This window comes from Prosthecomicrobium sp. N25, from assembly GCF_037203705.1.
In the GTDB taxonomy this organism is placed as follows: domain Bacteria; phylum Pseudomonadota; class Alphaproteobacteria; order Rhizobiales; family Ancalomicrobiaceae; genus Prosthecodimorpha.
This window is the reverse complement of the sequence record NZ_JBBCAT010000001.1, coordinates 1171991-1188414: the sequence shown is the minus strand read 5'-3', so window position 1 is coordinate 1188414 and position 16424 is coordinate 1171991. Positions and strand designations below refer to the sequence as shown.

15 protein-coding genes are annotated in these 16424 nt (G+C 69.2%); 7 read left to right on the top strand and 8 right to left on the bottom strand.

What is annotated here, in order from left to right; all coding sequences use genetic code 11:
* The 6 genes from WBG79_RS05345 to WBG79_RS05320 all read right to left on the bottom strand — a co-directional run bounded on the left by WBG79_RS05345 (position 1) and on the right by WBG79_RS05320 (position 5476).
* Positions 1–258, bottom strand: a complete 258-nt coding sequence (locus WBG79_RS05345) for a hypothetical protein (protein WP_337356071.1) — start codon at positions 256–258, stop codon at positions 1–3.
* A 322-nt stretch (positions 259–580) separates the two neighbouring features.
* Positions 581–1258 (bottom strand): LutC/YkgG family protein, encoded by a 678-nt coding sequence (locus WBG79_RS05340; RefSeq protein ID WP_337356070.1) that lies wholly within the window; start codon positions 1256–1258, stop codon positions 581–583.
* Positions 1259–1304: 46 nt separating this feature from the next.
* Positions 1305–2723, bottom strand: a complete 1419-nt coding sequence (locus WBG79_RS05335) for a LutB/LldF family L-lactate oxidation iron-sulfur protein (protein WP_337356069.1) — start codon at positions 2721–2723, stop codon at positions 1305–1307.
* 11 nt (positions 2724–2734) lie between these two features.
* Positions 2735–3790 carry a ParA family protein gene (locus tag WBG79_RS05330; RefSeq protein WP_337356068.1) on the bottom strand — a complete coding sequence of 352 codons (1056 nt, stop codon included), beginning with the start codon at positions 3788–3790 and terminating at the stop codon, positions 2735–2737.
* A gap of 65 nt (positions 3791–3855) precedes the next feature.
* Positions 3856–4632, bottom strand: coding sequence for a (Fe-S)-binding protein (locus tag WBG79_RS05325; protein WP_337356067.1), 777 nt, complete (start codon positions 4630–4632; stop codon positions 3856–3858).
* Between the two features lie 31 nt (positions 4633–4663).
* On the bottom strand, positions 4664–5476 hold the full coding sequence (locus tag WBG79_RS05320) for a FadR/GntR family transcriptional regulator (protein WP_337356066.1): 813 nt from the start codon (positions 5474–5476) through the stop codon (positions 4664–4666).
* A gap of 173 nt (positions 5477–5649) precedes the next feature.
* On the opposite strand from WBG79_RS05320, the gene WBG79_RS05315 reads away from it, so the two are divergent.
* Positions 5650–6975, top strand: coding sequence for a DUF3422 family protein (locus tag WBG79_RS05315; RefSeq protein WP_337356065.1), 1326 nt, complete (start codon positions 5650–5652; stop codon positions 6973–6975).
* A gap of 69 nt (positions 6976–7044) precedes the next feature.
* On the opposite strand, the gene WBG79_RS05310 is transcribed toward WBG79_RS05315, so the two are convergent.
* Entirely contained in the window at positions 7045–7440 is a 396-nt protein-coding gene (locus WBG79_RS05310) for a c-type cytochrome (protein ID WP_337356064.1), read from the bottom strand.
* Between the two features lie 147 nt (positions 7441–7587).
* Positions 7588–8547, bottom strand: a complete 960-nt coding sequence (locus tag WBG79_RS05305; RefSeq protein WP_337356063.1) for a LysR family transcriptional regulator — start codon at positions 8545–8547, stop codon at positions 7588–7590.
* Positions 8548–8782: 235 nt separating this feature from the next.
* Here WBG79_RS05305 and WBG79_RS05300 point away from each other — a divergent pair, with 235 nt between their 5' ends.
* The 6 genes from WBG79_RS05300 to WBG79_RS05275 all read left to right on the top strand — a co-directional run bounded on the left by WBG79_RS05300 (position 8783) and on the right by WBG79_RS05275 (position 16311).
* On the top strand, positions 8783–10279 hold the full coding sequence (locus WBG79_RS05300; protein ID WP_337356062.1) for an FAD-linked oxidase C-terminal domain-containing protein: 1497 nt from the start codon (positions 8783–8785) through the stop codon (positions 10277–10279).
* Positions 10280–10287: 8 nt separating this feature from the next.
* Entirely contained in the window at positions 10288–11514 is a 1227-nt protein-coding gene (locus tag WBG79_RS05295) for an FAD-binding protein (RefSeq protein ID WP_337356061.1), read from the top strand.
* Positions 11515–11527: 13 nt separating this feature from the next.
* Positions 11528–12868 (top strand): glycolate oxidase subunit GlcF, encoded by a 1341-nt coding sequence (gene glcF, locus WBG79_RS05290; RefSeq protein WP_337356060.1) that lies wholly within the window; start codon positions 11528–11530, stop codon positions 12866–12868.
* Between the two features lie 292 nt (positions 12869–13160).
* Positions 13161–14771 (top strand): malate synthase A, encoded by a 1611-nt coding sequence (aceB, locus tag WBG79_RS05285; protein WP_337356059.1) that lies wholly within the window; start codon positions 13161–13163, stop codon positions 14769–14771.
* A gap of 200 nt (positions 14772–14971) precedes the next feature.
* A complete protein-coding gene (locus WBG79_RS05280; RefSeq protein ID WP_337356058.1) occupies positions 14972–15772 on the top strand; it encodes a DUF2189 domain-containing protein in 801 nt (266 codons plus the stop codon).
* Positions 15769–16311 carry a GNAT family N-acetyltransferase gene (locus WBG79_RS05275; protein ID WP_337356057.1) on the top strand — a complete coding sequence of 181 codons (543 nt, stop codon included), beginning with the start codon at positions 15769–15771 and terminating at the stop codon, positions 16309–16311. The genes WBG79_RS05280 and WBG79_RS05275 overlap by 4 nt, the downstream gene beginning before the upstream one ends.
* The last annotated feature ends 113 nt before the right edge of the window (positions 16312–16424 follow it).

Sequence of the window (16424 nt, the reverse complement as noted above, 5' to 3'; positions counted from 1 at the left end):
TCAGTCCGCATCTCCGTGGCTGCCGCCGTCATCGGCGCTCGTCGGTCCTTCGTGGATCGTGTCATGAGCGGTGCCTCCCGTTTCGTCGCCTGCGGCCCGACCGGTCTCCGCCGGTTCGGGCGCCTTCGTCACGTCCCCCGTGTCCTCCCGGTCCGCCGCGGGTCCGGGCTCGATACGCTCTCCACTCGATACGCGCACATCCAGGGCCGCCCCGGCGCCGTCGTGGCCCGCCCGCGAGGCGAGGTCGACGCCGATCACGAAGGCCCCTCCCGCGGCCGCCGCCATGCCTCCCGCCGCGTCCGGACCGGACGGTTGAGCGGACCGCGACGCGGACGTCCCTTCGCCAAGATAGGGCGTCGTCGTCGGCGGCAAGGGCGGACGCACGGCCACGGGTGGATCGACCACCCCGGCTTCACCCCCGACCAACCGCCGCAACCACGCCCACATGCCCGAACAGCCTCGCCGATCTCCCGCCGTCCTGGCAAGACGAATAACGCGTACGCGACACGATCCGTTAACCGAATCCTATGGCGCAGACGTGGCGGTTCGCTCAAATCCGAGCGAGGCGCAGCCCCGAGGGTCAGTGCGCGGCGCCGACCACGATCACGTGCAGGCTGCGCGGGCCGTGGGCGCCGAGCAGGATCGTCTGCTCGATGTCGCCGGAGCGGGACGGGCCGGTGATCATGTTGACGGTGCGCGGCAGGGCGCCCTTGCCGTAGCGGGCGCGGATGCGCTCCCAGACCGTCTCGACGTCGCCCTCGACGTCCTCGGCGCGAAGGACCACCAGGTGATACTCCGGCAGGAAGTTCAGGGTCGTGGGGTTCTCGGGGCCGGAGGTCAGCACCAGGGTGCCGGTCTCGGCCACGGCCGCGAAGGCGTGGCTGAGACCCGCCAGGTCGCGCCCGTCCGAGGGGCCCGTGGCGACGGCGAGCTGCGGCTGGCTCTCCCAGGGCAGGCCGGCCAGGCGCGGGTCGTCGCCGCGCCGGATCGCGGCGGGCAGGTTGCGGCTGCGCAGGTAGTCGGCCACCGCAGCCGGGATCTCGTCCGGGCTCGCCACGTGGGCGACGGTGGTGCTCACCTTCTCGGCCATAGCGGCGAAGAGGCGGACCTGCTCGGCCGGGGGCAGCTGGCCGCGCTTCGGGATGATGCCGCGTGGCGACCGGGTCAGCCGGTCGGAGACGGCGGCGCGGCGCTCCACGTCGGCGGGGCCGGCCCCGAGCGAGCGGCGGATCTTTGAGAGGATGACGTCTCGGCTCATGGGCCTCGGGCTCTTAGGCTTCAGGGGGGCGAAGACGGGCGGGCGGTCAGGCGGCCTGCCGCTCCTTCCAGAGTTCATGGAAGGTCTTGCCCTCGGGGGCGGGGAAGTCGCGGTGGCGGGTCCAGCCGCCGGCGAGCGGCAGGCTCGCGATGCGGCCCTCCCCGCGGCCGAAGGCCTTCAGGACCTTGGCGGCGATGCCGGTCGCGACACGGTAGAGCGCCGGGCGGCGGGCCAGGAAGGCCCAGACGCCGAGCCCCCAGCGGGCCGCCGCGGGATTGAGGTGGCGCTCGAACTCGCGCTCGCGCCAATGCCGCATCATCTTCGGCAGCGGGATGCGCATCGGGCAGACGCTCTCGCAGCGGCCGCAGAATGTGGAAGCGTTGGGCAGGTGGCCGGCCTTGTCGACGCCGACGAGGCTCGGGGTCAGCACGGAGCCCATCGGGCCCGGGTAGACCCAGCCGTAGGCGTGGCCGCCGACCGAATGATAGACCGGGCAATGGTTCATGCAGGCGCCGCAGCGGATGCAGCGGAGCATGTCCTGGAAGTCGGTGCCGAGCATGGCGGAGCGGCCGTTGTCCAGGATCACGACGTGGTACTCGCCGGGGCCGTCCACGTCCGCGGCGCGGCGGGGGCCGGTCGAGAAGGTGGTGTAGCAGGACATGTCCTGGCCGGTCGCCGAACGGGCGAGGACGCGCAGGATCTGGGCGACGTCGTCGAGGGTCGGGGTGATCTTCTCGATGGAGGCCAGCACGATGTGGGCCTTGGGCAGGGTCTGGGTCAGGTCGCCGTTGCCCTCGTTGGTGACGATCACCGAGGTGCCGGTCTCGGCGACAAGGAAGTTCGCCCCGGTCACGCCGACGTCGGCGGCGAGGAACTTCTCGCGCAGCACCGTGCGGGCCTCGCCGAGGAGGGTGACGGCCTCCTCGAGGTTGCGGGCGGGATCGAGGTGGGTGTGGACGCGCCGGAAGTCGGCCTCGACCTGGTCCTTAGTGACGTGGACCGCGGGGGCGATGATGTGGCTCGGGCCTTCGTTGCGGAGCTGGATGATGTATTCGCCGAGGTCGGTCTCGACCGGCTGGATGCCCTCGCCCTCGAGGAACTCGTTCAGGCCGATCTCCTCGGAGATCATGGTCTTGCCCTTGGTCACCGTGCGGGCGCCGAGGCGCCGGCAGATGTCGAGCACGATGGCGCGCGCCTCCTCGGCCGTCTCGGCCCAGTGCACGTGGCCGCCCTGGGCCACGACTTTGCGCTCGTAGGCTTCCAGGTAGAGGTCGAGATGGGCGAGGGTGTGGTTCTTGATGTCGCGCGCGCCGTCGCGCAGGGCCTCGAACTCCGGCAGGGCGTCGGCGGCCATGCGGCGCTTGTCGATGAAGCCCTTCTCCACGTGCCCGAGCGCCTTCTGCAGGTTCGGGTCGTGGAGGGCGTGGGCGGCGTTGGCCTTGAAGGCGGGCGAGGTGAGTTTCATGGGATCAACTTTCATGGATCAATTTTTGCGACGATCTTGTCTATGGCCTTCAAACCCTCTCTGATTTGGGCAGCATTAACTTTAACATCAGGGTCATCATGCACTGAATAGTAATCTTGCTTCATACGGGAAAGCGGGGTTCCGTGGTGTGCTGCCACCACTCCGGCTGTATTGAAGTCGCGAAGTTCTGCCACGTATGAGGCAAGGAACTCCTGCTTTCCTGCGTCTTCATGAAGATCTCCAGTAAATCTGTCGGGATTAAGCTGAAACTCGTTATACAACTGATCAGCCGTAGCATCGGAGAACGCCTTATAGGCCGCAGCAGCTCCTTTATATTGAGTGAATCGATTTCCAATTGCGAGATGCACCTTCGGAACATTCAATCCCCGCAGTTTCGCTTTTGCTGCGAAGGTATAGTTGCCAAAGAAAGGGTGCGGGGGATTTGTTCCATGCAACAGAGCAAATAGTGCCTTGACAGCAACTCTGGACGAGTCATCCGCATTCATAGGAACTAAAAGCCGAGAAGCTCCGCAGATCGCAAGCTCTGTATAAATTGAGAATGAGGGATTAGTGTCCAAGAACACTGTCCAAGAGTCCGGACCACTCTCTAAACTCGACATGAGATTCGTAAATATTTTATGCACTGCCTTCCATGGGTCATCTAATCCAGGGAGAGGCGTCCTGGCAGCCTCGTCAATTATCGCTGGAGCCATCAGTTCGAGATTGCCATCACCTGCCATTAGGTACAAGTTATCTGGCATTTGATCATTGTGAGTTGATATCTGTACGATATACTTTGTCAAATCTGGTGTCACGCGATTAAGCAGTGCATCGCTTATGTATCCTACTACGCTTCGAGGATTTGCAGACGAACATAGTTCCAATAATTTCATCTCCCCCTCAGCGCCACCGCCCAGGAGAAGCATTGAAGAATTTGCTTGTGGGCAGAGATCGATTACAAGTACTTTCGAGCCAGGATTTTTCTCTGCAAATCGTGAAGCAACGTGAAATGTAATCGTACTCTTTCCTGTGCCGCCCTTATTGTTCCAGATAGCATAAGCTTCCATATGGCGCCCCCAGAATCAGCGTTCGTGGCCATGACAATTCATTATTTATGGTTGAAATGCGTGCATCAAGCCCGTTCTGATTTTTCCCCGATCGCCGGCCCGGTCGCGCCGACGAGGATCTCGGCGACGTGGCGGACCTCGATGCCGCTGCCCTGGCGCTTCAGCTTGCCGGCCATGTTCATCAGGCAGCCGAGGTCGCCGGCGGCCAGGATCCCGGCGCCCGTGGCGGCGACGTTGGCGATCTTCTTCTCGACGATGTGGTTGGAGATGTCCGGATACTTGACGCAGAAGGTGCCGCCGAAGCCGCAGCAGACGTCCGGGTCCTGCATCTCGCGCAGTTCCAGGCCGTCGACGGCGCCGAGGAGCCGGCGGGGCTGGTCCTTGATGCCGAGCTCGCGCAGGCCCGAGCAGCTGTCGTGGTAGGTCACGGTGCCGTTGAAGCGGGCGCCGGTCGCGGTGACCCCGAGCACGTCCGCCAGGAAGGAGACGAGCTCGAAGGTCTTGGCGGCAAGAGCGTCGGCGCGCGGCTTCCAGGCCGGCACGTCGGCGAAGATCTCCGGATAGTGCAGCTTGATCATGCCGCCGCAGGAGCCGGAGGGCGCGACCACGTAGTCGTAGGGCTCGAAGACCCGGATGACGCTCTCGGCGATCGCACGGGCGTCGGCGCGGTCGCCGGAGTTGAAGGCGGGCTGGCCGCAGCAGGTCTGCGCGGCCGGGACCTCGACGGTGCAGCCGGCGTCCTCCAGGAGCTTGACGGCCGCGAAGCCGACGGAGGGACGGAAGAGGTCGACCAGACAGGTGACGAAGAGGGCGACCCGGGGTCGGCGTGGGCTGGCGGTCATCGGAGGGGATCCAGGCTTCTGGTAAGGAACGTCATTCGCCGGAGGCGGCGAGGCGGGTCAGGGCGGGGCGTCGCTGGCGACGGCTGGTGAGGAGTTCGAGGCGCAGGGAGGCGGCGTGGGCGCGGTCCTCGCGGGTGTCGGCGGCGCGGGTGGCGGCGGCCACGTAGTCGATGTGGGCCTCCGCAGCGGCGCGCGCCCGTCGGGGGTCGCCCGCCATGATCGCCGCGTGGATCGCCCGGTGCTGGGCCATGATGGCGTCGCGCGCCTCGGGGCGGCCGTAGAGGCGGGACCGGCTGTAGAAGACGCCGTCGGCGAGCAGGCGATAGCAGGAGCGGAGCGTGTGCAGCAGCACCAGATTGTGCGCTGCCTCGCCGATCGCGGTGTGGAACTCGAGGTCGAGCGCGGCTTCCGCCTCCGTGTCCGGGCCGCGATGGGCCTCCTCCATGGCGGCGACGATGCGGGACAGGATCTCACGGTCGGCGTCGGTCGCCCGCTCGGCGGCGAGTTCGGAAGACCAGGCCTCGACGCCGCGGCGAAACTCGAAATAGTCCTCGACGGCCTTGGGGTAGCGGCGGATGAGGCCGACCACGGGGGCGGAGAAGACGGTGCCGATCACGTCCGCCACGAAGGTGCCCTCCCCCTGCCGGGAGGCCGTCAGGCCGCGCTCCTCGAGTGTCTTCAGGGCCTCGCGCAGGATGGGGCGGGAGACGTCGACCTGGGCGGCGAGGTCGCGCTCGCCGGGCAGCCGGTCGCCGGGGCGCAGGATTCCCTGCAGGATCAGGAGCTCGATCTGCTCGACCACCGCGTCGGCGGTGCGGTTGTGACTGATCCTGCCGAAGACCATGCTCGCCCGATCCTGCGGCCGCGAGGCGGCCGGCGGCGGCACCATAGCACGGCCCCACGGGTGGTCAATTTTCTTATCCAGCCACGACCGCGACAACGAAGGCCACCGGACGGGCTGGTCCGGCGTCGTCCCGCACCGTAAAGAGGAGGAGCCAAGGGTTCGGGGAGGCCGGCATGACGGGGGAGACAGGCGAAGCGGCCGGCGCGGAGGCACGGGGCTTCGCGCCGCACCCGCTCCGGGCCGAGATCCTGGGCGAGATCCATGCCCGCCCGTTCCGGCTCGTGCAGTCGCCCCGCTATTTCCTCCACTACGCCTTCGAGGTCGTCCGCGGCGCGTCGAAGCCCGACCGGGTCTTCTTCGAGACCCTGTGCCGGTCGCAGGGGCAGCCGGGGCCCGGGCCCGAGGCGCGCCACCACGTGATCGCCTTCGGGTCGGGATCGCTCAAGTGGGAGCGTCACGCCGAGTTTACGACCTACACCTGGGACGGGCCGCTGCCCGACGGGGCCCCGCCCTTCCTGGACCACCCGGGGGCGCATCCGTTCGGAACCGGCTTCACGCCGCCCGGGCCGATGCTGGTCGCGGTCCGGCTCGACCTGGTGCGCGATCCGGGCGACTTCGCGGCCCTGGCGGCCCTCTTCGACCCGGCGAGCCTGTGCGTCTCGGATGCCTACGGGGGCGCCGGCGTGGCGCTGACGGACTTCCGGCAGGACGGCGACGGGCGCACCCGCATCCTGGTCCTCGACCGCGGGCTCAACCCGCAGCAGGCGGGCGGGCTCGTGCAGCGGCTGCTGGAGATCGAGACCTACCGGACCCTGTCGCTGCTCGGCCTGCCCGAGGCGCAGCGGATCGGCCCCGACATCCGCCGGATCGAGCGGGAGCTCGCCGAGATCGCGAGCCGGATCCGCACGTCGGAGGGCCTGCAGGCCAACCGCAAGCTCCTGGAGGACCTGTCGCGACTGACCGCCGACCTGGAGGCGGGAGCGGCGGAGAGCTCTTACCGGTTCGGGGCCAGCAAGGCCTACGACGACATCGTCAAGGACCGGCTGGCGGCCATCCATGAGCATCACGTGCCGGGCTACGGCACCTGGACGAGCTTCCTGGCGCGGCGCACGGGGCCGGCGATGCGCACCGTGCGGGCGACGGTGGAGCGGCAGGAGGACCTCTCCGAGAAGCTTTCGCGCGCCGCCCAGCTCCTGCGCACGCGGGTCGACATCGAGCTGGAGCAGCAGAACCGCGACCTGCTCGATTCCATGGATCGGCGGGCGCGCCAGCAACTCCGGCTGCAGCAGACCGTGGAGGGCCTGTCGGTCGCGGCGGTCAGCTATTACGTGGTCGGGCTGATCGGCTACCTGGCCAAGGCGGCGAAGGACGCGGGCCTGCTGCCGGTCGATCCCGGGCTCGCCACGGGCCTGTCGGTGCCGGTGGTGATCCTGGCGGTCTACCTGCTGGTCCGCCGGATCCGAACCGGGCACGCGGACGACGAGCCGCGGCCGCGCTGACTTCGCCTCGGACAACGAAAAAGGCCGGGTCGCAGGGACCCGGCCTCGACGTGCGCCGTCAGGCGACGATCACTTCTTCTTGCCGGTGGCGTCGAAGCTCGCGAGATAGGCGATGACGTCCTTCACCTCGTCCTCCTTCTGGAGGCCGACGAAGGACATCTTGTTGCCCGGCACGAAGGCCTTGGGGTTCGACACCCACTTGGCGATGTTCTCCTCGGTGAGAACCAGGCCTTCCTCGCCGGCCTTCTTCAGGGCGGGGGAATAGCTGTAGCCCTCGAAGGTGCCGGCCTTGCGGCCGATCACGCCGTTCAGCACCGGGCCGACCTTGTTGGTGGCGCCTTCACCGATCGCGTGGCAGGCCTTGCACTTGTTGAAAACCTTCTCGCCATTGGCGGGGTCGTCCGCGGCGGCCGCACCGACGGTGGCAAGGAACGCGACGGCGGAGAGGGCCAGGATCTTCTTCATTGCGTCACTCCCGATGGATCACAACTGAGGCTAAGGCATTCCCGACGGCGAACCCTTTAGCGGAGAGCCGCGCTCCCCGATAGAACGAATTTCGACGCAGACCGTCGGGGCGACATTTCGCAGCACGCGCCACGAAAGGACTTGTTCTCACTCCGCGGCAGAAAACACGCCGTCACCGCTGGCGGTTCCCACCGGCAGGAGTTGGCCGAGACCCTTGTCCCAATAGGGCGCGGGTCCGTACAGCTGGGCGAGGTAGTCGATGAAGACGCGGACCTTGGCGGGCAGGAAGCGGCGGCTGGCATAGACGGCGTAGACGCCGACATGGCGCGAGGCGCGGTACTGCGGCAGCACGAGCCGCAGGCGTCCGGCGGACAGCTCGGGCCCGACGTCCCATGTCGAGCGGAGGGCGATGCCCAGGCCGGCCAGCACGGATTCGCGCACAACCTCGCTCGAGTTGGTGAGGATCGGCCCGGCCGGCTTGACGGACACGAGCCCCTCCGGGCCTTCCAGGCGCCAATGGTCCTGCGGGGTCGCGGTCAGGCAGGCGTGGCTCGCCAGGTCGGCGATGGAGCGCGGGATGCCGTTCTTTTCGAGATAGGACGGGGCGGCGCAGAGGACGCGGTGGATCGGTGCCAGCCGGCGCGCCACCAGGCTCGAGTCGGAGAGTTCGGCGATGCGCACGGCGAGGTCGAAGCCTTCGCCGACGATGTCGACGAACTCGTCGGACAGCTCGAGGTGGACGGTCAGGTCCGGGTTCTGCTGCAGGAAAGGCCCGAGGTGGGGCGCGATGTGCAGCCGGCCGAAGGAAGTCGGCGCCGACACCTTGAGGGTTCCGCGCGCCAGAGCCGAGCGCCGGGACACGAAGGCCTCGGCCTCCTCGATGGAGGCCAGGATGGCGACGACCCGCTCGTAGAAGCCCTGGCCGGCCTCGGTCAGAGAAATCTGGCGGGTGGTGCGCTGCATCAGCCGCGTCCCGAGCCGGTCCTCAAGCCGCCGGAGCCGCTTGGAGACCACGGCGGGAGACAGTCCCATCTCCCGCCCGGCCGCGGACATGCTGCCCGCTGTCACCACACGGGCGAAGATTTCCATGTCCATGAAATTGCTCATGCGGAGTACCGGCCCTTCACAGCGTCGCAGAGCGGATCAGCCCCGCATCGACAGCGCAGAGTCGACGCGACTTCCCCTCTACGCAGTTTCCCGCGAATCGGATCATGCGGCCCGGCGACCGAGTATCTCGTCGGCCGAGGCACCCCGCCGGCTCCTTTTCCGCTGGCAATCCGCGGCGGCTCGGCTATGAGTCGGAACCGGCACTGGTCAACAAACCGAACCAACGGAGTGGGGGATGACCGCGCTCAGGATGCCGGAGCCGGACCGGTCCGTGCTGGACCGGCGGGCCGAGATCGTGCGCAGGCTTTCGGAGATCGTCCCCGGGGAGGGGGTGATCGCCGACCCGCGCGGGCTTGCACCCTACGAGTCCGACGGCGTCACCGTGTATGCGCAGCATCCGCTGGTCGTGGTGCTGCCGGAGACGGTCGAGCAGGTGTCGAGGGTGCTCGCCTACTGCCTGTCGGAGAACATCAAGGTGGTGCCGCGCGGAGCCGGCACCTCGCTGTCCGGCGGGGCCCTGCCGCTTGCCGACGGCGTGCTCCTGTCGATGATGAAGTTCAACCGGGTGCTGGAGATCGACTTCGACAACCGTTGCGCCGTGGTGCAGCCGGGGGTCACGAACCTCGGCATCACGCGGGCGGTCGAGCATCGCGGCTTCTATTACGCCCCCGACCCGTCGTCCCAGATCGCCTGCTCGATCGGCGGCAACGTGGCGGAGAATTCGGGCGGCGTGCACTGCCTCAAGTACGGGCTGACCACCAACAACGTGCTCGGCGTCGAAATGGTGCTGATGGACGGCACGGTCCTTCGGGTCGGCGGCAAGCATCTCGACAGCGAGGCCTACGACCTCCTCGGCCTCATCGTCGGCTCGGAGGGCCTGCTCGGGGTGGTGACCGAGGTCTCGGTCAGGATCCTGAAGGCGCCGGAGACGGCGCGCGCCGTGCTGGTCGGCTTCCATTCGAGCGAAGCCGGCGGGCAGACGGTCGCCGACATCATCGCGGCCGGGATCATCCCGGGCGGGATGGAGATGATGGACCGGCCGGCGATCCATGCGGCCGAGGATTTCGTCAACGCCGGCTATCCGCGCGACGCCGAGGCGCTCCTGATCGTCGAGCTCGACGGCCCGGAGGCGGAGGTCGGGCACCTGATCGAGCGGGTCGCCGAGATCGCGGGCGGCAACGGGGCCTTCCACATCCGGGTGTCGACCTCGGACGCGGAGCGCATGGCCTTCTGGGCCGGCCGCAAGGCGGCGTTCCCGGCGGTCGGCCGGATCTCGCCGGACTACCTGTGCATGGACGGCACGATCCCCCGCAAGGAACTGCCGCACGTGCTCGCCCGCATGCGCGAGATGAGCGAGCACTACGGCCTGAGGGTCGCCAACGTGTTCCACGCGGGTGACGGCAACCTGCACCCGCTCATCCTGTTCGACGCCAACGCGCCTGGCGAGCTCGACCGGGCCGAGGCCTTCGGGGCCGACATCCTGCGGCTCTGCGTGGAGGTCGGCGGCTGCCTGACCGGCGAGCACGGGGTCGGGGTGGAGAAGCGCGACCTGATGCCGACCATGTTCAACGAGACGGACCTCGCCCACCAGATCCGGGTCAAGTGCGCCTTCGATCCGGAGCACCTGCTCAACCCCGGCAAGGTCTTCCCGCAGTTGCACCGCTGCGCCGAGATGGGCCGGCTGCACGTCCACCGGGGCGCGATTCCGCACCCGGACATTCCCCGCTTCTGAGGCCGACCATGTCCGGAACCTACAAGCCGCGGAACGCGGAGGAGACGCTGGACGTGCTGCGCTGGGCGCTCGCCGGGGAGACGCCGATCGAGGTCGTCGGGCACGGCTCGAAGCGCGCCATCGGGCGGCCGATCCAGACCGAGGCGACGCTCGACATGTCGGGCGTCGCCGGCGTCACGCTCTACGAGCCCGAGGAGCTGGTGCTCTCCGCCCGGGCCGGGACGCCGGTCGCGGAGATCGAGGCGCTCGTCGCCGCGCGTGGCCAGGAGCTCGCCTTCGAGCCGATCGACTACGGTCCGCTGCTCGGGGCGCCTGCCGGGCGCGGGACGATCGGCGGCCTCCTCGCCACCAACCTGTCCGGCCCGCGGCGCATCGCCAAGGGCGCGGCCCGCGACCACGTGCTCGGGATCGAGGCGGTCTCGGGGCGCGCCGAGGCCTTCAAGTCCGGCGGGCGGGTGGTCAAGAACGTGACCGGCTACGACCTCTCGCGCGGGCTGGCCGGATCGTGGGGTACGCTCGCGGTGCTGACCGCCGTCACCTTCAAGGTGCTGCCGCGGGCGGAGACGAGCGAGACGGTCCTGATCGCCGGCCTCGACGAGACCCGCGCGGTCGCCGCCATGGCGGCCGCCATGGGTTCCTCGGGCGAGGTCTCGGGAGCCGCGCATCTGCCGGCCGACACGGTCGCGGCGGTCGGGGGCGCGCTCGCCGCCGCAGGACGGCCCGCGACGGTCTTCCGTCTCGAGGGCATCCCGGTCTCGATCGCCTACCGGGCCGAGATCCTCGGGCGGGCACTCCAGGGGTTCGGCCGGCTGGAGCGGCTCCCCGCGGCGGAGTCCGTGTCCCTCTGGCAGGCGATCCGTGACGTCCGGCCGCTCTGGCCGGAGGCCGCGCCGGAGACGGCGGTCTGGCGGGTGTCGGTCGCGCCGACGGCCGGGGCGGCCGTGCTGGCACGGGTGCGGGCGGGCGCGCCGGGCGCGGGCGGCTTCCTCGACTGGCAGGGCGGCCTCGTCTGGATCGCCGTTCCGGCGGCGGTCCCGGAGGCGGGCGCCGGCCTCGTCAGGGGCGCCGTGCGGGCGGAGGGCGGGGGGCACGCCACGCTGATCCGAGCCGGCGCGCCGGTCCGGGCCTCCGTGCCGGTCTTCGAGCCGCAGCCGCCGGCCCTGGCGGCGCTGTCGCGGCGGCTCAAGGAGCAGTTCGACCCCAAGGGCATTCTCGATCCCGGCCGGATGGCCTGAGGCACAAAGACCCATGAAGACCGCCTTCACGCCCGCCCAGCTCGCCGACCCGGACGTCGCCGAATCCGAGGCGATCCTGCGCAAGTGCGTCCATTGCGGGTTCTGCACAGCGACCTGCCCGACCTTCGTGCTGCTCGGCGACGAACTCGACTCGCCGCGCGGGCGCATCTACCTGATGAAGGAGATGCTGGAGAACGACCGGCCGGCGGACGCCGAGACGGTGAAGCACCTGGACCGGTGCCTCTCGTGCCTCTCCTGCATGACGACCTGCCCGTCGGGCGTGAACTACATGCACCTCGTCGATCACGCGCGGGCGCATGTTGAGAAGACCTACAGCCGGCCGATCCCCGAACGCCTGCTGCGGGGCGTCCTCGCCGCGGTGCTGCCGTTCCGTGGCCGCTTCCGGCTGGCGCTGGCGGGTGCCTTCTATGGCAAGCCGTTCGCGCCGCTGCTGCGGCGGATCCCCAAGATCGGGCCGCGGCTCGCCGCCATGCTGGCGCTCGCGCCGGCGCGTCTGCCGGGCCGGTCGGCCGCCGAGCGACCCGGGACGCACCCGGCGATCGGCCCGCGGCGCGGGCGGGTCGCGCTCCTCAACGGCTGCGCGCAGCCGGTCCTGCAGCCCTCCATCAACGAGGCGACGATCCGGCTCCTGACGCGGCTCGGCTTCGAGGTGGTGGTCGCCGGGGAGCGCTGCTGCGGAGCCCTCGTGCACCACATGGGCAAGACCGCCGAGAGCCACACCCAGGCGGGCGAGACGGTCGAGGCCTGGTGGCGGGAGACGTCGGCCGGGGGCGGCGCCGGGCTCGACGCGATCATCGTCACCGCCTCGGGATGCGGGACGACGATCAAGGACTACGGCTTCCTGTTCCGCACCGACGCGGCCCTGAAGGACAAGGCGGCAGCGGTGTCGGGCCTCGCCAAGGACGTCACCGAGTTCCTGGCCGGGATCGGACTGCCGGCGCTCGCGCCCAAGGGCGTCGCGGTCGCCTATCACTCGGCCTGCTCGATGCAGCACGGGCAGAAGATCCGGCTGGAGCCGAAGCGGCTCCTGGAGGGCGCCGGCTTCACGGTGCGGGACGTGCCGGAGGGCCACCTCTGCTGCGGATCGGCGGGGGTCTACAACATCATGCAGCCGGAGATCGCGGCTCGCCTGCGGGACCGCAAGGTGGCCAATATCGAGAAGACCGCACCGGATCTCATTGCAACCGGCAACATCGGCTGCATGACGCAGATCGCGACGGGCACCGGCATCCCGATCGTCCACACGGTCGAACTGATCGACTGGGCCTATGGCGGCCCCCTGCCCCCGGCCCTGGAGGGCCGGCCCGCCGGCGCGCTGCTGGCGGCGGAATAGCGCCCCGGACAGTCCGGGTCTCTCCGCGCGGCCCGGACGCTCGACGCGATCCCGGCGGTTGTCTGCGACTGCACGCGGAAAAAATTCCACACGGGGCATTCTTTCCCGAACTGTCGTTCTGAACCTCGTTCACACATGGATTATTTCCGTGAACGAAAAGCTGTTCGCACGAGCAATGAGGTTTACGACAGGGGGCGATACACTAATCTCATGGCTCGCAAGCGCCGGGGCCTCCGGCGTGCTCGACCGAAACCCGCGCGCTCGACGCGGGACGGGACGCAGGAGAGAGATGATGACCGCCGCAGAAGCCGTCGCACCCGCCGTGCCGGGCATTGCCGTCACGGGCCGCCTGGGCCCCCGCCATGCCGAGATCCTGACCGCGGAGGCGCTCGCCTTCCTGGCCGGGCTGCACCGCCGCTTCGACGCGACGCGGCGCTCTCTCCTCGACGCCCGCAAGGCGCGACAGGCCCGCTTCGACGCGGGCGAGAAGCCGGACTTCCTGGCCGAGACGGCCTCGATCCGGTCGGGCGACTGGCGCGTGGCGCCGGCCCCGGCCGACCTCCTCGACCGCCGCGTGGAGATCACCGGGCCGGTCGACCGCAAGATGATCGTCAACGCGCTGAACTCCGGCGCGAACGTGTTCATGGCCGACTTCGAGGACGCGACCGCGCCCTTCTGGGCCAACCTGCTGGACGGGCAGGTGAACCTGAAGGACCGCTGGGCCAGCGCGATCGACTTCGTCGACCCGGCGAACGGCAAGACCTACGCGCTGAAGAGCGATCCGGCCGTGCTCATCGTGCGACCCCGGGGATGGCACCTGCCGGAGGCGCATGTGCTGGTCGACGGCGCGCCCATGGCGGGCGCGCTGGTCGACTTCGGCCTCTACGTCTTCCACTGCGCCAAGGCGTCGCTGGCGGGGGGCTCCGGTCCCTACTTCTATCTGCCCAAGCTGGAGAGCCACCGGGAGGCCGGGCTCTGGAACGACGTCTTCGCTTCCGCCGAGACCGAGCTCGGGTTGCCCGCCGCCTCGATCCGCTGCACCGTGCTGATCGAGACGCTGCCAGCCGCCTTCGAGATGGACGAGATCCTGTTCGCGCTGAAGGACCGCATCACGGGCCTGAACTGCGGGCGCTGGGACTACATCTTCTCCTTCATCAAGACGCTCAGGGCGCACAGGGACATGGTCCTGCCCGACCGCGCCAAGGTGGTGATGGGGAAGGCCTTCCTGGGCAACTACGCCGAGCTCCTGGTGCGTACCTGCCATCGCCGCGGCGCCTTCGCGATGGGCGGCATGGCGGCGCAGATCCCGATCAAGAACGATCCGACCCGCAACGCCGCGGCGCTCGCCAAGGTGGAGGCCGACAAGGAACGCGAGGCGCGCGAGGGCCACGACGGGACCTGGGTCGCCCATCCCGACCTGGTGCCCGTCGCAAAGGCGGTGTTCGACCGGGTCATGCCGGCGGCGAACCAACTCGGCTTCCTGCCGCCCGAGCGGCCGATCGGGCAGGCCGAGCTCCTCGCCGTGCACGAGGGCACGCGGACCGAGGCGGGGCTCAGGGAGAACATCCGGGTCGGCGTCCAGTACGTCGAGGCCTGGCTGCGCGGCCGGGGTGCGGTGCCGATCTACAACCTTATGGAGGATGCGGCGACGGCGGAGATCAGCCGCACGCAGATCTGGCAGTGGCTGCATTTCGGGGCGACGCTCGACGACGGGCGCCAAGTCGACGAGGCCCTGTTCCGGCGCTGCCTGGCGGAGGAGATGGAGCGCGTGCGCGGTGAGGTCGGTGCGGAGGCCTACGACAAGGGCCGCTTCCCGGACGCCATCGCGATCTTCGAGGCCCTGATCCTGGCGGACGAGCTCGAGCCGTTCCTCACCCTGCCGGCCTATCGGATGATCGCCTGACAGCCCGGAGCCCGGCCTCCCGGACGGACCCCGCGCGAGCGGGGCGGCGGCCGGGGACCGTCCCGTCTCGCCGTTCCCTGCCCCGCGATTGATCGAGCGCATTTGCAATCACGGCAGGGCGTGGCATCCTGCCGCGCGTCGGAAGAAGCCCGAAAGGGCCGCGCGCGCAGGGTCCCACGGGACCGGGAGAGGGAACAGGCATGACGGACATGACGATGGGATCGACCCCGACCGTCACGGAGGGCGGGCCCGCCGACCCGACGGTGCGCGAGATCACGGTCGACGACATCTCCGCGGCGCTCGCGGCCGGCTTGCGGGACTTCCGCGCGGCGCCGAGCTTCGGCCTCGTCTTCGGCGGCCTCTATGCGGTCGGCGGGCTGGCGCTCCTGTTCGTCCTCACCCAGTTCGACCTGGTCTTCCTCGCCTACCCGATGGCGGCGGGCTTCGCCATCATCGCGCCGCTCGTGGCCGTCGGCCTCTACGAGGTGTCGCGGATCCTCGAGAAGGGCGGCACGCCGACCTGGCCGGTCGTGCTCGCCGCCATCCCGCACCACGGCACCCGCGAACTCGGCTACATGGCGCTCGTCGCCGTGTTCGGCCTGATCGCCTGGGTCTACACGGCGGGCTTCCTTTACGCCGTCTTCTTCGGCCTGCAGGGCTTCTCGTTCGGCGACCTGGTGTCGGCCGTGGTCACGACCCCGCGCGGAATCGCTTTCTTCGTGCTCGGCAACGTGCTCGGGGCGCTCATCGCGCTGGCGCTCTTCTCCATCAGTGTCGTCTCTTATCCCCTGCTCCTCGACCGCGACATCGACTTCGTCACCGCCATGATCACCTCGATCCGGGCGGTGGTGGCGAGCCCGGGGCCCATGATCGGCTGGGGCATCTTCATCGGCACGCTGCTCGGGATCGCGATCCTGCCGATGTTCGTCGGCCTCTTCGTAGTCCTGCCGATGCTCGGACATGCGACCTGGCACCTCTACCGGAGGGCAGTCGCGGCGTGACCGAACGGACGTCCGAGGTCCTGATCCGGGACTGCCGCGAGGCGGACGTCCCGGCGATCCGGGGCATCTACGCGGAGGCGGTCCTCACCGGGCTCGCCTCCTTCGAGGTCGAGCCCCCCGACGAAGCCGAGATGCTGCGCCGACGCGCCGCCGTGCTGGCGGGCGGCTTTCCCTACTTCGTGGCCGAGCTGGACGGGCGGGTCGCGGGCTATGCCTATGCGGGGCCGTATCGGCCGCGGCCGGCCTACCGCTTCTCGGTGGAGAACTCGATCTACGTGGACCAAGGCGCCCAGCGTCACGGAATCGGCCGGCGGCTCCTGGCGCATCTGATCGCGGCCTGCACCGAACGGGGCTTCCGGCAGATGATCGCGGTGATCGGCGACAGCGGCAATGACGCGTCGATCAGGCTCCATGCGGCGGCCGGCTTCGCGACGATCGGCACCCTGCCGTCGATCGGGTTCAAGCACGGACGCTGGGTGGACAGCGTCCTGATGCAACGGGCGCTCGGCGACGGGGACCGGACTCTGCCGCGCGGCTGAGGCCGGCCGGACCGGCTCGACTTCAAAGCTTCGCAATCGCCGCTTTCCTTCCGCCTTCGGGCTGGAGTAACTCTGGCGGCGCACCCATATGTCCGGATCGGACCAGAACCAAG